Below are 16,256 nucleotides of genomic sequence, written 5' to 3'. Positions count from 1 at the left end.
GGACACAGGGCTCCGCGGGTCAAGGGCCTGCTGGCGGACGTTGTGGCGCCGCACGAGTGCGTTCCTGTCAATGGGGCCGCTTGGGGGTAACCCCGGGGACGGTGCCGCAGGCCGGGAGGTGCTGTTGGGGTTGCTCACTGTGTCCGTCTTCCTGGCGTTGACGCTTCGGCAGCATCTTGATACGTTTCACGAAACCGTTTTCTGATGCCAGAAGGAAGCATACCCAATGGAGCGTAGCCTTTTCCGGTCATTGCGTAAATCAGTTGCAGTCATCGCTGCGGTAAGTCTGGTGAGCCACAATGGACCCGGGAGCCCTGGAAAACGGCCAGGTCCAGGTCACGCAATACGGGGTTTCCACCGGCGCCAACGCCCTCGCCATCGTTATCAATCCCGCTGTATTCGCCGCAGCCGGGGTGCCGCTTCCGGATGACAGCACGTGGGACTGGGACGACTTCGCGAAGACCGCCGCGGACGTGACGGCCAAGAGCCCCAAGGGGACCTACGGAACGGCCACCGTCCTCACCCACGATTCGCTGGATGCCTTTGCCCGCCAGCGCGGTGAATCGCTCTACACACAGGACGGCCAGCTGGGCCTGGGCAAGGACACTGTGCAGGACTACTTCGACTACTCGTTGAAATTGAGCGAGTCCGGGGCGGCACCAAATGCGTCCGAAACGGTGGAGAAGTTGAACGTCAGCACCGAACAGACCCTGATGGGCATGGGCCAGGCGGGCATGATGCTCACCTGGAGCAATTCGCTGTCCGCGCTCAGCAAGGCTTCCGGCGCCGACCTGAAGCTGCTCAAACTCCCCGGCGAAACGCCCACCGCGGGCATCTGGCTCCAGTCATCGCAGTTCTACACCATCTCGGCCCGCAGCAAGCACACCGAGGCTGCGGCAAAGCTTGTGGACTTCCTGGTCAACGACGAGTCCGCCGCCAAGATCATCCAGAGCGACCGTGGCGTCCCCAGCAATTCCGGCATGCGCACCGCCATTCAGGACCTGTTGACGCCGCAGGGGAAGGTGGAGGCGGGGTACATCGACCAGATCGGCAAAATGGACTTCGCCCCTACCTACATCGGACCCACCGGATCAACGGCAGTCTCCGAGATCACCGCCCGCATGAACACCGACGTCCTCTTCAAGCGGCTCTCGCCCGAGAAGGCTGCCGAGCAGTGGATCAGCGAAAGCAATGCCGCAATCGGCAAGTAGGCGCCGGAGCCGGGTAGGAGGCGGCACCCAGCAACCGATTACTGCCCGGCGTCGAGGTACTGGTCGGCCCAGGCGGAGATGATCCGGGCAGCCCGCGCCGCCTGGCCCTTTCCGGTGAGGAGGTGGTCGCTTCCCTCGAGGGAGACGAAGTTCCTGGGGTGGCGGGCTGTCTGGAAGATGGTGCTGGCATTCTCGATCCCCACGGTGTTGTCCGTGGGGGAGTGGAGCACCATCAGCGGCTTCTGCAGCTGCTTGATGCAATCCGTCAGGTCCGCGTTCTCCAGGTCTTCCACGAAGTGCTTGCGGATCTCCACCCGCTTCCCGCCAAGGTCCACCTCGGCGCTGCCCTCACTCAGGATCTTGTCCACGGCTGCGTCAAAGACGTGTGCCACGTGCTTCGGCGAGAAGGGGGCGCCAACGGTAGCTACGGCGTCGAGCTCCGGGATCTCCCGCGCCGCAGCCAGGACGGCCGCGCCGCCGAAAGAATGGCCTACGAGCAGGGAAATCTGCTTCCCCTCGGCGCGCATGAACTCAGCAGCCTTGACGGTGTCCGCCACCTTGTGGCTGAACGATCCCGCGGACCACTCACCGGCGGATCCGCCCAGGCCCAGGTTGTCGAACCTCAGCATGCCCACGCCACTGTCCGCCAGCGCCTTGCACATCCGCGAGGCGGAGGGGCTGTCCTTGCCGAGCGTGAAGCCGTGCGAAAAAACGCCCCAGCCCTTGACCGGCCCTTCCGGGATATCGATGATGCCGGACAGCGTTTCGCCGGTGGAGCCTTCGAAGGTGACTTTTTCGGAGCGGGACACGGCGTCCCCTTTCGTTTGGTACAAATGGCTGTGGGCCCACGCCCGCCGGGTTCCCTGGCCGAGCCTGCGAGGTCAGGGGGCGGGTGGGGAGAAACAACGACGGCGCCGCATCCCCGCAGTGGGGAGGGGCGCCGTCGTCCGCTGGATCCGTGTGGTCAGATCTTGCGGGAGAGAATTGCCTGCTTGACCTCGGCGATGGCCTGGGTCACCTGGATGCCGCGCGGGCATGCTTCGGAGCAGTTGAAGGTGGTGCGGCAGCGCCACACGCCTTCCTTGTCGTTGAGGATCTCCAGGCGCATGTCGCCGGCGTCATCACGCGAGTCGAAGATAAAGCGGTGGGCGTTGACGATCGCGGCAGGACCGAAGTACTGGCCGTCGGTCCAGAACACCGGGCAGGACGACGTGCACGCGGCGCAGAGGATGCACTTGGTGGTGTCATCGAAACGCTCACGATCCTCGGCGGACTGCAGGCGCTCCCGGGTGGGCTCGTGGCCCTTGTTGACCAGGAAGGGCATGACCTCGCGGAACGACTGGAAGAACGGTTCCATGTCCACGATCAGGTCCTTCTCCACCGGAAGGCCCTTGATCGGCTCGACCGTGATGGGCTTGGACGTGTCCAGGTCCTTCAGCAGGGTCTTGCAGGCGAGGCGGTTGCGGCCGTTGATGCGCATGGCATCGGAGCCACAGACGCCGTGCGCACAGGACCGGCGGAAGGAGAGGGTGCCGTCCGTTTCCCACTTGACCTTGTGCAGGGCATCCAGGACGCGGTCCGTGCCGTACATGGTCAGGTGGAAGTCGTCCCAGGTGGCTTCCTCGGAAACCTCCGGGTTGTACCGGCGGACGCGCAGGTGCACATCGAACGTGGGGATCTCGCCGCCACCGCCGACGCCGGCAGGCAGTTCAATCTTTGAGGCTGGCTCAGCAAGTTCAGCTGACATCTTAGTACTTCCTCACCATCGGCTCGTAGCGGGTAAAGACGACCGGTTTGGTGGCCAGGCGGATGCCGGCGATTGACTCTGCCGATCCGTCTGCCGGCGCGTGGTCATCCTTGTACGCCATGGAATGCTTCATGAATTTTTCGTCGTTGCGGTCCGGGAAATCCTCACGGAAGTGTCCGCCGCGGGATTCCTCACGGTAGAGGGCTGCAACGGTCATCACCTTGGCCAGTTCCAGCAGGAAGCCGAGCTCAACGGCTTCGAGCAGGTCAAGGTTGAAGCGCTTGCCCTTGTCCTGGACGTTGATCCGCCTGTACCGCTCCTCGAAGGAGGCGATGTCGCGCAGGACCTGGTTCAGGGTTTCCGCCGTGCGGAACACCTGCATGTTGGCGTCCATGGTGTCCTGGAGTTCCTTGCGGATCACGGCCACCTTTTCGTCGCCGGTGCCGTTGCGGGCAATGTCCAGCAGTTCGGTGGTGTAGGCCAGCGGGTTCTCCGGCAGTTCCACGAAGTCGGCCGTCTTGGCGTACTCGGCCGCCGCGATGCCGGCGCGCTTGCCGAACACGTTGATGTCCAGCAGCGAGTTGGTGCCCAGGCGGTTTGAGCCGTGCACCGATACGCAGGCCACTTCGCCGGCTGCATACAGTCCGGGAACCACGGTGTCGTTGTCCTGGAGGACCTCGGTGGTGATGTTGGTGGGGATGCCGCCCATGGCGTAGTGGGCAGTCGGGAACACGGGAACCGGCTCCGTGTACGGCTCGACGCCGAGGTAGGTGCGGGCGAACTCGGTGATGTCCGGCAGCTTGGCATCGATGTGCGCCGGCTCCAGGTGCGTCAGGTCCAGGAGGACGTAGTCCTTGTTGGGGCCGCAGCCGCGGCCTTCACGGACCTCGTTGGCCATGGAACGGGCAACGATGTCGCGGGGCGCCAGGTCCTTGATGGTGGGGGCGTAGCGTTCCATGAAGCGCTCACCCTCCGAGTTGCGGAGGATGGCACCCTCGCCACGGGCAGCTTCGGACAGCAGGATGCCGAGGCCCGCGAGGCCTGTCGGGTGGAACTGGAAGAATTCCATGTCCTCCAGGGGGATTCCGCGGCGGAAGGCGATGCCCATGCCGTCACCGGTGAGGGTGTGGGCATTGGAAGTGGTCTTGAAGACCTTGCCTGCGCCGCCGGAGGCGAACACCACGGACTTGGCCTGGAAGACGTGCAGTTCCCCGGAGGCGAGGTCGTAGGACACGACGCCGGCAACACGCTTCTGCTTGTAGGTCGTGCCGTCCTCGCGGACAGCATCCTCCTCAACCGTCAGCAGGTCCAGGACGTAGTACTCGTTGTAGAACTCGACGTTGTGCTTGACGCAGTTCTGGTACAGGGTCTGCAGGATCATGTGGCCGGTGCGGTCCGCGGCGTAGCAGGCACGGCGCACGGGGGCCTTGCCGTGGTCGCGGGTGTGTCCGCCGAAGCGGCGCTGGTCAATCCGGCCCTCGGGCGTGCGGTTGAACGGCAGGCCCATCTTCTCGAGGTCCAGCACGGCGTCGATGGCTTCCTTTGCCATGACCTCCGCGGCGTCCTGGTCAACCAGGTAGTCGCCGCCCTTGACGGTGTCGAACGTGTGCCACTCCCAGTTGTCTTCCTCGACGTTGGCGAGTGCTGCACACATGCCACCCTGCGCGGCACCTGTGTGCGAGCGGGTGGGGTAGAGCTTGGTCAGTACTGCTGTGCGCGCGCGCTGACCGGATTCGATCGCGGCGCGCATGCCAGCGCCACCGGCACCGACGATGACGACGTCGTACTTATGGACCTGCATACCAGACGCTCTTTCTCTCAAAATTCGCTATAAAACAACGGGCGGGCGTTGCCTGCTCCGCAAAACAGGGCCCGCGGAGATGCCCGCGGGCCCGAGGTGGTGCCGGTGCTAGGCAGGGCAGAAACCGCCAGGCAGGGGCACACCGTCAACGACGGGGCAGGGATCGAAGGTGAAGATCACCAGGGTGCCCAGGACGATGATGACGGCGGTGGCCGCGTAGAGGACCGTCTTCAGCCAGCGGCGGGTTGAGTCCTTTTCAGCGTAGTCGTTGATGATGGTGCGCACACCGTTGGTTCCGTGGAGCATGGCCAGCCACAGCATTGCAAGGTCCCAGAACTGCCAGAACGGATCGGCCCACTTGCCGGCCACAAAGCCGAAGTCGATGGCCTTGATGCCTTCACCTACCAGGAGGTTCACGAAGAGGTGCCCGAAGATGAGCACCACCAGGACCACACCGGAGAGGCGCATGAAGAGCCATGCGATCATCTCGAAGTTGCCCTTGCTGCCGCCGTGGCGGCGGTACTCGGGTGCGATCCGCCCACTGCTGTTTTGTCCACTGCGTGGGTTTTCGATGGTTGCACTCATGGATTAGTGACCTCCCAGGGCGAGGGACAGGTGGCGGATGGAGAAGGCGACCATGGTGACCAGCCAGAGGCCCAGGACTGCCCAGAGCATCTGCCGCTGGTACTTGGCGCCCTTCTTCCAGAAGTCAACCGCGATGATGCGCAGGCCGTTGAACGCGTGGAAAACAATGGCGGCAACAAGGCCGGTCTCGCCCAGGGCCATAAGGGGGTTCTTGTACGCACCGATCACGGCGGTGTAAGCCTCGGGAGACACCCGCACCAAGGAGGTGTCCAAAACGTGGACCAACAAGAAGAAAAAGATCACTACACCGGTAATGCGGTGTCCTACCCAAGACCACATGCCTTCACGGCCGCGGTACAAGGTGCCAGCTGGTTTTGTCGGCACTGATAAACCTCCCTGCAACACAGCGGCGCTGGCATGAGATCCACGCGGGGGGAACGCCTGCTGCGAGAGCACTCGTAGCTCAGGCCTAAATTTAGGCTCCGCTCACAGCTTATTCAATTTAGGAGCTCCTTGGTGACCAGCAGTGGCGCGGATCTTCCTAATTTATGAGACAAAGGACACACTGCCCGCCAGCGGGTGCGGCGTGCAGGGCTGCTGTCCTGCCGGTGTTCGTGCGGACCCAGGGGCGGAAACTGCCTCCGAAGGCGGCGCGCCGGGGTTCCGCTAAAGTAGGCGGTGATGAGTACAGACAAAGTGACAAGCCCGGCATCACCCCTTGACCGCTTCATTGCGGTGATCCCGGCCGGCGGTGTGGGGACCCGCCTCTGGCCCCTGTCACGCGCCGCAGCTCCCAAATTCCTTCACGACCTCACCGGATCGGGCAGTACACTCCTGCGCGCCACCTATGACCGGCTGCAGCCGCTGGCCGGAAGCAAGGTGCTGGTGGTAACCGGAAAGGCCCACCGGGACGCCGTGTGCCGGCAGCTTCCCGAAGTCCAGGATTCGGACCTCGTCCTCGAATCCGAGCCTAAGGACTCCGCGGCCGCGATCGGCCTTGCCGCTGCAATCCTGCACGAACGCGACCCGGACACCATCATGGGTTCTTTCGCGGCCGACCAGGTGATCAGCCCGGACAACCTCTTCCAGCAGGCCGTCCGGGAGGCCATCCACACGGCCGCGGCCGGCAAGATCGTGACCATCGGCATCAAGCCCACCCACCCCTCCACCGGGTTCGGCTACATCCGGTCCGGCCAGGAACTGCACATCGATGGCGCACCCAGTGCCCTTGACGTGGTGGAGTTCGTGGAAAAGCCGGACGAGGAAGTGGCCCAGCAGTACGTGGACAGCGGCAACTACGTCTGGAACGCCGGGATGTTCGTGGCGCCGGTGGCGCTGCTGCTCAAGCACCTGGAAGCCAACCAGCCCGAACTGTTCCGGGGCCTGCAGGAGATCGCCCAGGCCTGGGACACCCCCGCCCGCGACGAGGTCACCGCCCGGGTGTGGCCCACCCTGCCCAAGATCGCCATCGACTACGCGGTGGCCGAGCCTGCCGCCGAAGCCGGGGACGTCGCCGTCGTGCCCGGTTCCTTCCGCTGGGACGACGTCGGGGACTTCGCCTCCGTGGGCCGGCTCAACAGTGCCAAGGAAGTGGATGACGTCACGGTGCTGGGCGAAGGCGCACGCGTTTTCACGGAAAATTCCAGCGGTGTGGTGGTTACCGACACCAAGCGCGTCATTGCCCTGATCGGAATCCAGGACGTCGTCATCGTTGACACGCCGGACGCGCTCCTGGTGACCACCATGGCAAACTCGCAGCGGGTCAAGGCCGCAGTGGACGCCCTCAAGGCCAGCGGAGACACCGACGTCCTTTGATGTAATCCTGCGACCGTGATGGCCGGTAATCAGCTGACCCTCGCTAGAGTGAAACAGTGCGCAATTACACTACTGAAGCCGAGCCCACCGACCTGGTGGCTCCCTGGCTCGAGCCCCTCCTGCCGGAACTGATCGACTTCCGGCGGGACCTGCACGCGCATCCGGAACTGTCCTTCAAGGAGTTCCGCACCACGGACAAGCTGGCGGAGCGGCTCGAGGCTGCCGGACTCGCGCCCCGCCGCCTTGAGGGAACCGGCCTCACGGTGGACGTGGGGGAGGGGCCTATCGCCACGGCTCTCCGCGGTGACATCGACGCCCTGCCCATCATTGAGGAAACAGGCCTGCCCTTCGCCTCGAAGAATCATGGTGTCACCCACGCCTGCGGCCATGATGTCCATACCACCACCATGCTGGGCATCGCCCTGGTGCTGCACCGGATGCACCAGGAAGAGCCGCTGGGCGCCACGGTCCGCATCATCTTCCAGCCCGCCGAGGAAACCATGCCCGGCGGCGCCCACGCCTGCATCGAACAGGGCGTGCTGGAGGGCGTTCCCCGGATCCTGGCACTGCACTGCGATCCACGGATCGAGGTGGGCAAGATCGGCACCCGCATCGGCGCCATTACCTCAGCGTCCGACACCATCCGCATCGAACTGTCCGGGCGCGGCGGGCACACCTCCCGTCCGCACCTGACCGAAGAGCTGGTGTTCGCACTGGCGCAGATCGCGGTCAACGTGCCAGCAGTCCTCTCGCGCCGGGTGGATGTCCGCAGCGGAGTCTCCGTGGTCTGGGGGCAGATCTCCGCAGGATCCGCACCCAACGCAATTCCCGGCACCGGCTACATGGCCGGAACCATGCGCTGCCTGGACCGCGATGCCTGGCACGAGGCCGGCGAACTGCTGGACGAGGTGGTCCACCAGGTCGCGGCACCCTACGGCGTTGACGTCCGGCTCGAGCACACCAGGGGAGTTCCCCCGGTAGTCAACTCTGAACACGAAACCGCCATCATTGAGGCCGCCGCCCGCGCCGAAATCGGCGAAAGCGCCGTGGTCCTGACGCCGCAGTCCATGGGCGGGGAGGACTTCGCCTGGTTCCTCGCCGAACTTCCCGGCGCCATGATGCGGCTGGGCACCAAGACGCCCGGCGGCGAGGAGTACGACCTGCACCGCGGCGACTACATCGTGGACGAGCAGGCCCTCGGCCTGGGGATCCGGGTCCTGACCGCAGCGGCGCTGCGCACCATCCGCCACCGGTAGGCCCGCGCCGCCCGCCGTCGTCGGGCTTTCACCCCACGCCAAACTGTTCGCATCCCCATCTAAGTTGTGCACAACTTACTTGTGTACTATCGTTTTCTCCATGACCGATGCACCCAGGCTGGACCACCAGGTCTGCTTCGCGCTCTACTCCGCCTCCCGGGCCGCCACCGCGGTGTACCGCCCGGTCCTCGAGGAGCTGGGCCTGACCTATCCCCAATACCTCGTGATGCTGGTGCTGTGGGAAAACGAACCCCGCGGCGTCAAGGAGATCGGCGAAGAGCTCGGCCTGGACTCCGGCACCCTGTCGCCGCTGCTGAAGCGGCTGGAGGCCCTGGGGCTGTGTGAGCGCCGCCGTTCAGGCGAGGACGAGCGCCGCGTCGCCATCCACCTCACCCCCGCGGGGCGGGAGCTGAGCAGCAAGGCAGGTGCCCTGCCGCAGCGGCTCGCGCAGGCGGCGGGGCTCACCGCGGAGGAGCTTGACCAGCTGCGCCACACGCTTGGGCGCCTGACCGCCGCGCTGCACGACGCGCACTGATGGCACCGGTCCGAAACTTTTCATCCCACCAACAGGACGGATACAACCCGTGAAAACTCTTTACACTGCCGAGGCCCTCGCCTCGGGCGAAGGACGCGACGGCACCGCGCGGACCAATGACGGCAAGCTGGACGTCACCCTGTCCAGTCCCGTCGAACTTGGCGGAAACGGCCAGGGAACCAACCCTGAGCAGCTCTTCGCCGCCGGATATGCGGCCTGCTTCCACTCGGCCCTCCGGCTGGTAGGCCGCAAGGAACGGGCCGACCTGACCGACTCCGCCGTAGCCGCGAAGGTCCACCTGGGCCAGCTGGACGGCGCCGGCTTTGGGCTTGCCGCGGAGCTGGAGATTGCGCTGCCCGCCCTGGACCTGGCCACCGCGGAGGCGCTGGTCGCCAAAGCCCACCAGATCTGCCCGTACTCCAACGCCACCCGAGGCAACATTTCCGTAGACATCAAGATCCTGGAGTTCGCCGCATGAGCCTCCCATCCGTAACCCGCGAAATCCAGCTGGCTTCCCGGCCCGTGGGCCGCCCCGTTGCCGAGAATTTCCGGCTGGCCGAGTCCTCGCTGCCGGAACTTGGCGACGGCCAGATCCTGGTCCGGAACCTGTTCATCTCCGTCGATCCCTACATGCGCGGCCGCATGAATGACGTGAAGTCCTACTCCGCCCCGTTCGCCCTGGATAAAGCGCTCGACGGCGGCGCGGTGGGCGAGGTGCTGGCGTCCCGCTCCGGGCAGCACAAGGAAGGGGACGTCGTCGTGCACGCCCTTGGCTGGCGGGAGCACGCTGTGGTTGAGGGGGCTGCGGCCACCACCGCCGACACCGGGCTGGCGCCGGCGTCCGCATTCCTGGGCGCCCTGGGCATGACCGGGCTCACGGCCTATGCAGGACTGCTGAAAGTTGCGGACTTCGCGCCGGGAGATGCGGTATTCGTCTCCGGGGCGGCCGGAGCCGTTGGCTCCCTGGTGGGCCAGATTGCCAAGGCCATGGGCGCTTCGCGCGTCATCGGCTCGGCAGGCTCGCCCGCCAAGGTGGCCCGGCTGCTGGAGCTCGGCTTTGACGCAGCCTTCGACTATCACGACGGCCCCGTGCGGGAGCAGCTGGAAAAGGCCGCGGGCCCAGGCGGAATCGACGTGTACTTCGACAACGTGGGCGGGGAACACCTTGAAGCCGCCCTGGCCGTCCTCAACGTGGGCGGACGCGTGGCCATGTGCGGCGCCATCGCCCAGTACAACTCCACCGAGCCGACCCCGGCGCCCCGCAACCTGATGCTCGCCATCGGCAAGCAGCTCACCCTTAAGGGGTTCCTGGTGGGCGGCCAGCGGCAGCACGCCGCGGAGTTCGCCGGGAAGATGGCGGGCTGGCTGGCCGACGGCATTGTCCGCTACGACGAGACCATCGTGGAGGGCCTGGACAACGCTCCGCAGGCCTTCATGGACCTCCTCGACGGTGCCAACACCGGAAAAATGCTGGTCCGGCTCTAAGCCTGACCGGCCCGCACAACCAGGAGGGGCACCGCTTTCACGCGGCGCCCCCTACTGGTTGGTAACAACTTGTAAACAATCTTCGGGATACCCTGCCGCCGTGCTACGGGCACGTGGCGCAGGCCACTAAAGTTGGTGCCATCAGTGCGCTCCGGCGCAGTGCTGCGTGCCCTCAGTGAAAACAGAATTTCAGTGCAGAAACGGACACTCATTGAATTCGAGCCGTAGCGCCTCTCTCTTCATCCTGGAGGAAAATTGAAGAACTCACTGCGTGCAAGTTTCAAGCGGGGTTCAATGGCCGGCGTGGCTACCCTCGGTGCTTCGGCGCTTCTGTTGACCGCCTGCGGCGCAGCACCCGAAGCCGGAAGCACCTCAACGGCGGAAGCCAGCGACTACACCGGCTGCATCGTCTCCGACTCCGGCGGGTTCGATGACCAGTCCTTCAACCAGTCCTCCTACGAAGGGCTGAAGAAGGCCGAGACCGACCTGGGCATCAAGGTCAACCAGGTCGAATCCAAAACTAACAACGACTTCGAGCCGAACCTGCGCGCCATGGTCAGCGCCGGCTGCGACCTCACCGTCACGGTGGGGTTCCTGCTGGGCGACGCCACCAAGGCCCAGGCCGAGGCCAACCCGGACAGCCACTTCGCGATTGTCGACTTCGGTTACGAGACGCCGATCGCCAACGTCAAGCCGATCATCTACGACACCGCCCAGGCCGCGTTCCTCGCCGGGTACCTCGCAGCCGGCACCACCAAGACCGGCACGGTTGCCACTTTCGGCGGCATCAAGCTTCCCACTGTCACGATCTTCATGGACGGCTACGCGGACGGCGTCAAGTACTACAACGAGCAGAAGGGCAAGGACGTCAAACTCCTTGGCTGGAACAAGGAAGCCCAGGACGGCAGCTTCACCGGCGACTTCGAGAAGCAGGACGTCGGCAAGCAGCTCACCCAGAACTTCCTGGACCAGGGCGCAGACATCGTAATGCCCGTAGCAGGTCCGGTGGGCAAGGGTGCCGGTTCCGCGCTCAAGGAAGCCAAGGCTGCCGGCAAGGACGTCAAGCTGATCTGGGTTGACTCCGATGGCTACCTCACTGCCCCCGACTACAAGGACATCATGCTGTCCTCCGTCATGAAGACCATGGGCGACGCCGTGGAGGCCGTGGTGAAGGATGACAAGGAAGGCAACTTCGACAACACCCCGTACGTGGGCACCCTGGAGAACGACGGCGTCCAGCTGGCACCGTTCCACGACCTCGATTCCCAGGTCCCCGCAGAACTGAAGTCCGAGCTTGAGCAGATCAAGAAGGACATCATCGACGGGAAACTGAAGGTCGAATCCGAGGCAAGCCCGAAGGCCTGATCCCTGCCTGAGCGCCACCCCCGGCCGGTTACCGACTGGCCGGGCGGTGGCGCTTTTTGCTGGCTGCCCCGCACCGGACCGTAGCCCGCCTATACCAGGACTGCACCCACTAGGCTGGTGCTGCAGCCACATATCCCGTCCGGTCGATCACTGGACGCATCGAGATTGGTCAGAGTTTTGAAACTTGAACTCAGAGGGATCACTAAACGCTTCGGCACCCTGCTTGCCAACGACCACATCGACGTGGTGGTTGAGCCCGGACAGATCCACTGTCTCCTGGGTGAAAACGGGGCCGGCAAATCCACCCTCATGAACGTGCTGTACGGCCTTTATGAACCGTCCGAGGGCGAGATCCTCGTCGACGGCAAGCCCGTCTCCTTCCGAGGGCCCGGTGACGCCATGGAGGCGGGCATCGGCATGGTCCACCAGCACTTCATGCTGGTCCCCGTCTTCACCGTCGCGGAGAACGTGGCGCTCGGCGCGGAGCCCACCAAGGCCGCCGGCTTCCTCAACCTGGACGAGACGCGCCGCCGGATCAAGGAAATTTCCGATCAGTACGGCTTCGACGTTGAGCCGGACGCCCTGGTGGAGGACCTGCCCGTGGGCGTCCAGCAGCGGGTGGAAATCATCAAGGCACTGGTCCGCAACGCCAAAGTCCTCATCCTCGACGAACCCACGGCCGTCCTGACACCCCAGGAAACCGACGAACTGCTGGACATCATGCGGCAGCTCAAGTCCGGCGGGACGTCCATCGTCTTCATCTCGCACAAGCTGCGGGAAGTCAAGGCAGTTTCGGACACCATTACCGTGATCCGGCGCGGCAAGGTGGTGGGGACGGCTGACCCGGCTGCTTCCACCACCGAACTGGCGTCCATGATGGTTGGCCGCGCCGTCAGCCTCACCCTGGACAAGGCCCCGGCACAGCCCAAGGAGAAGACGTTCGAGGTCCGGGACCTCACCGTCATCGCCCCCAACGGCCAGCACGTCGTGGACGGACTCAGCTTTGACATTGCCCGCGGGGAAATCCTTGCGGTAGCCGGCGTGCAGGGCAACGGCCAGACGGAACTGACGGAGGCGATCCTCGGCCTCCAGGAACGCGTCCACGGTTCCATCCTGCTGGACGGGCAGGAGCTCCTGGGCCGCACCGTCAAAGAGGTGCTGAATGCCGGCGTCGGATTCGTCCCCGAAGACCGCTCCGTGGACGGCCTGATCGGCACCTTCTCCATCGCGGAGAACCTGATCCTGGACCGTTACGACCAACCTCCCTTCGCCAAGGGCATCAGCATGAGCCCTGCCAGGGTGCTGGAGAACGCCAAGAGCCGGATCGACGAGTTCGACGTCCGGACCCCGTCGGGTGCACTGGCCGCCGGAACATTGTCCGGCGGCAACCAGCAGAAGGTGGTGATGGCCCGCGAGCTGTCCCGCCCGCTGCGCCTGTTCATTGCCTCCCAGCCCACCCGCGGCGTGGATGTGGGATCCATCGAGTTCCTGCACAAACGGATTGTGGCAGAAAGGGACCAGGGCACGCCGGTGATGATTATCTCCACCGAACTGGACGAGGTTATGGAACTGGCTGACCGGATCGCCGTGCTCTACAAGGGCAAACTCGTGGGTGTGGTCCCGGCCGGAACCAGCCGCGACGTCCTGGGCCTCATGATGGCCGGCATCCCGCCGGAGGAACATGTCCACACCACCCAGGCCGGAAAGGCCGCGGACACCGCCACCATGAGCACCTCCGACGCCGAAGGAGGCGACCATGTCTGAAAAGCACCCACCCAAACACGCCGGAGGCGAGCCCGCCGGCCGGGCGCAGGAGCCCACCCCCGCGTCCGAGGAAACCGCCGCGCTCGTATCCGTTGATACCGCCGGCGGCGCCATGGAACCGTCGGCGGTCCCTGCAACGGCCCAGAGCGGCCAGCTCCCGGGCGGTCCCGACACCCTGCTCCGGAAAATCTTCACTGGCAGCGGCATGGTCTCGGTCCTTGCGGTCCTGCTGGCCCTCATCATCGGCGGGCTGCTCATCGCCAGCACGGACAGGCAGGTTGCCACCACGGCCACCTACTTCTTCGCCCGGCCCACCGATTTCCTGGCGGCCGTCTGGAACGCGGCCACACGGTCCTACATTGCCCTGTTCCAGGGCTCGGTCTTCAACCCGCGGGGCAACGGGGTGGCAGCCCAGTTCGCGCCCTTCATGGAAACCCTCACCATCGCCACGCCACTCATCACGGCCGGCCTGGGCGTTGCCCTGGCCTTCCGCGCGGGTCTTTTCAACATCGGTGCACAGGGCCAGATCATCGTGGCCGGCATCCTGGCCGCCTGGGTGGGGTTCGCGCTCGACCTGCCGATGGGCCTGCACCTGCTCCTGGTCCTGGTGGCCGGCATCATCGGCGGCGCCTTCTGGGGCGGACTCGTCGGCGTCCTCAAAGCCCGCACCGGCGCGCACGAGGTCATCCTGACCATCATGTTCAACTACATCGCGCTGTATTTCCTGCGGTACCTCCTGAACACTCCCGCCTTCCAGCGGCCGGGGGAGTCGAACCCCATCTCGCCCATCCTGGACCCCACCGCCGTCTATCCGCAGATCTTCGGCAGCCAGTACCGGCTCCACCTTGGCTTCCTCCTGGCCATAGCGGCCACCGTCCTGGTGTGGTGGCTCCTCAACCGCTCCACGGTGGGCTTCGAGTTCCGTGCCGTGGGGGCAAACCCCAAGGCAGCGCAGACTGCGGGTATCAACGTGTCCCGCTCCACCATCCTGGTCATGGCCCTTGCCGGCGGCCTCGCCGGCATGTCCGGCGTGGCACAGGTGGCGGGTACGGAGAAAGTCCTCACCGACGGTGTGGCCGCTACGTACGGCTTTGACGCCATCACGGTTGCCCTGCTTGGGCGCTCGTCGCCGTGGGGCACTTTCGCGGCGGGCCTGCTGTTCGGTGCCTTCCGCGCCGGAGCGGTCCAGATGCAGATCCAGACCGGAACCCCTATCGACATTGTCCTGGTGGTCCAGTCCCTGATTGTCCTGTTTATTGCGGCTCCGCCGCTGGTCCGGGCCATCTTTGGCCTGAACCCCCGCCGCCGGAAGCCCGCCCGCCCGGCCAAGTCCCGCGAGGCAGCTACCACCGGAGGTGCAGCATGAGCACGACAGTATCCTCATCAAGGCCCGGCAACCCGCAGCCCGGAAACGCCGGCAAGGATGCTGCCGCCGCTACTGTCTCCGCCAAGCCGGTGGGCTGGAAGACGCCGGTTTTCCTGGCTGCCTTCGCGCTGATCGCCCTCGTGTTCTTCGGGCTGCTCGCACCCAACCAGACCGCAAGCTTCGGGATCTCCACGGGCAGCGACTTCTTCCAGCTGCCGGCCATCCAGGTGAACGCCTTCGCCGGCGGCCTGGTGCTGTCCATCCTCCTGCTGGGACTGGCGGCCTACGCCATCTACCTCAAGACCAAGGACAATCCCGTCCCGGGCTGGCTCACCGTGGCGTTTATCGTCCTGTTTGTGGCCGCGTTCCTCATCTGGGTGGTGGGCGGCGCCCGGACCCCCAGCATCTCCCTGGCCGGGCTCATCGCCGGTTCGGTCACCCTGGCCGTTCCGCTGGTGTTCGGATCACTGTCCGGCGTCCTCTGCGAACGGGTGGGCGTGGTGAACATCGCCATCGAGGGCCAGCTGCTGGGCGGAGCGTTCACCGCCGCGATCGTGGCCAGCATCACGCAGAACCCCTTCGTCGGGCTGCTCGCCGCCGCCGTGGCAGGTGCCGTGGTTTCCATGGTGCTGGCACTGTTCAGCATCAAGTACCTGGTCAACCAGATCATCGTCGGCGTGGTCCTGAACGTGCTGGTCTCCGGCGTGACAGGCTTCCTGTTCAGCACCGTGATGCAGGCCAACAAGGCGCAGTTCAACTCCCCGCCGGGGCTGGACATCATCGAGGTTCCCGTCTTGTCCAGCATCCCGGTCATCGGTCCCATCCTGTTCCGCCAGTCCCTGGTGGGCTACCTGATGTACATTGCCGTCCTGGTGGTCTGGGTGGGCCTCTTCAAGACCCGGTGGGGACTGCGCGTCCGGGCTGTCGGCGAGCATCCGCAGGCCGCGGACACCCTGGGCATCAACGTCAACGCCACCCGGTTCTGGAACGTCACCCTGGGCGGGGCAGTGGCCGGCATCGGCGGGTCCTTCTTCACACTGGTGGCCATCGACAGCTTCACCAAGGAGATTTCCGGCGGCCGCGGCTTTATTGCCCTGGCGGCCCTGATCTTTGGCCGGTGGAACCCGATCGGAGCCTTCTTCGCGGCGCTGCTGTTCGGATTCGCTGACAACCTGCAGAGCATCGTCACCATTATCGGCACGCCGGTTCCCAGCCAGTTCATGGCCATGCTCCCGTACCTGGTGACGGTCCTGGCGGTGGCGGGGCTGGTGGGCAAATCCAGGGGACCCGCGGCCAGCGGCATTCCGTATGTCAAGGGCTGACGGC

At 65.2% G+C, this 16,256-nt stretch carries 14 protein-coding genes and 1 pseudogene; 10 read left to right on the top strand and 5 right to left on the bottom strand.

The annotated features are described in order from the left end of the window. Positions 1-299: 299 nt before the first annotated feature. Positions 300-1,211, top strand: a pseudogene (locus ACKAE7_RS01970) (ABC transporter substrate-binding protein); the annotation flags it as partial. A 38-nt stretch (positions 1,212-1,249) separates the two neighbouring features. Here the strand turns inward: ACKAE7_RS01970 and ACKAE7_RS01965 are convergent. From ACKAE7_RS01965 to sdhC, 5 genes are all read right to left on the bottom strand, one after another. Further along, positions 1,250-2,020, bottom strand: coding sequence for an alpha/beta hydrolase family protein (locus ACKAE7_RS01965; protein ID WP_408978376.1), 771 nt, complete (start codon positions 2,018-2,020; stop codon positions 1,250-1,252). Positions 2,021-2,175: 155 nt separating this feature from the next. Further along, positions 2,176-2,958: a succinate dehydrogenase iron-sulfur subunit gene (locus ACKAE7_RS01960; RefSeq protein ID WP_066274343.1), complete on the bottom strand. Its 783-nt coding sequence runs from the start codon at positions 2,956-2,958 to the stop codon at positions 2,176-2,178. 1 nt (position 2,959) lies between these two features. Continuing rightward, entirely contained in the window at positions 2,960-4,759 is a 1,800-nt protein-coding gene (gene sdhA / locus ACKAE7_RS01955; protein ID WP_188809173.1) for a succinate dehydrogenase flavoprotein subunit, read from the bottom strand. Positions 4,760-4,867: 108 nt separating this feature from the next. Continuing rightward, positions 4,868-5,344 (bottom strand): succinate dehydrogenase hydrophobic membrane anchor subunit, encoded by a 477-nt coding sequence (locus tag ACKAE7_RS01950; protein WP_408978375.1) that lies wholly within the window; start codon positions 5,342-5,344, stop codon positions 4,868-4,870. 3 nt (positions 5,345-5,347) lie between these two features. Beyond that, positions 5,348-5,728: a succinate dehydrogenase, cytochrome b556 subunit gene (gene sdhC / locus ACKAE7_RS01945; protein WP_074446982.1), complete on the bottom strand. Its 381-nt coding sequence runs from the start codon at positions 5,726-5,728 to the stop codon at positions 5,348-5,350. Positions 5,729-6,025: 297 nt separating this feature from the next. Here sdhC and ACKAE7_RS01940 point away from each other — a divergent pair, with 297 nt between their 5' ends. The 9 genes from ACKAE7_RS01940 (at position 6,026) to ACKAE7_RS01900 (ending at position 16,252) form a co-directional block, all read left to right on the top strand. Next, entirely contained in the window at positions 6,026-7,159 is a 1,134-nt protein-coding gene (locus ACKAE7_RS01940) for a mannose-1-phosphate guanylyltransferase (protein WP_188809175.1), read from the top strand. Positions 7,160-7,215: 56 nt separating this feature from the next. Further along, positions 7,216-8,415, top strand: coding sequence for an amidohydrolase (locus ACKAE7_RS01935; RefSeq protein WP_104185409.1), 1,200 nt, complete (start codon positions 7,216-7,218; stop codon positions 8,413-8,415). A gap of 100 nt (positions 8,416-8,515) precedes the next feature. Further along, entirely contained in the window at positions 8,516-8,950 is a 435-nt protein-coding gene (locus ACKAE7_RS01930; RefSeq protein WP_188809176.1) for a MarR family winged helix-turn-helix transcriptional regulator, read from the top strand. A 49-nt stretch (positions 8,951-8,999) separates the two neighbouring features. Further along, positions 9,000-9,428: an Ohr family peroxiredoxin gene (locus ACKAE7_RS01925; protein ID WP_190610810.1), complete on the top strand. Its 429-nt coding sequence runs from the start codon at positions 9,000-9,002 to the stop codon at positions 9,426-9,428. Next, the gene (locus ACKAE7_RS01920; RefSeq protein ID WP_408978374.1) at positions 9,425-10,435 is read left to right on the top strand and encodes an NADP-dependent oxidoreductase; all 1,011 of its coding nucleotides are present in this window, start codon (positions 9,425-9,427) and stop codon (positions 10,433-10,435) included. Before ACKAE7_RS01925 ends, ACKAE7_RS01920 begins: the two co-directional genes overlap by 4 nt. 294 nt (positions 10,436-10,729) lie before the next feature. After that, on the top strand, positions 10,730-11,800 hold the full coding sequence (locus ACKAE7_RS01915; protein WP_188809432.1) for a BMP family protein: 1,071 nt from the start codon (positions 10,730-10,732) through the stop codon (positions 11,798-11,800). Between the two features lie 177 nt (positions 11,801-11,977). Beyond that, entirely contained in the window at positions 11,978-13,564 is a 1,587-nt protein-coding gene (locus ACKAE7_RS01910) for an ABC transporter ATP-binding protein (protein WP_408978373.1), read from the top strand. Further along, complete coding sequence (locus ACKAE7_RS01905) at positions 13,557-14,930, top strand: ABC transporter permease (RefSeq protein ID WP_191034296.1); 1,374 nt, start codon at positions 13,557-13,559, stop codon at positions 14,928-14,930. The genes ACKAE7_RS01910 and ACKAE7_RS01905 overlap by 8 nt, the downstream gene beginning before the upstream one ends. Continuing rightward, entirely contained in the window at positions 14,927-16,252 is a 1,326-nt protein-coding gene (locus tag ACKAE7_RS01900; protein ID WP_191034295.1) for an ABC transporter permease, read from the top strand. The genes ACKAE7_RS01905 and ACKAE7_RS01900 overlap by 4 nt, the downstream gene beginning before the upstream one ends. Positions 16,253-16,256: the final 4 nt, after the last annotated feature.

Origin of the sequence: Pseudarthrobacter sp. NKDBFgelt (assembly GCF_046097905.1) — a bacterium.
In the GTDB taxonomy this organism is placed as follows: Bacteria; Actinomycetota; Actinomycetes; order Actinomycetales; family Micrococcaceae; genus Arthrobacter; species Arthrobacter polychromogenes.
This window is presented reverse-complemented; position numbering and strand designations above follow the sequence as displayed.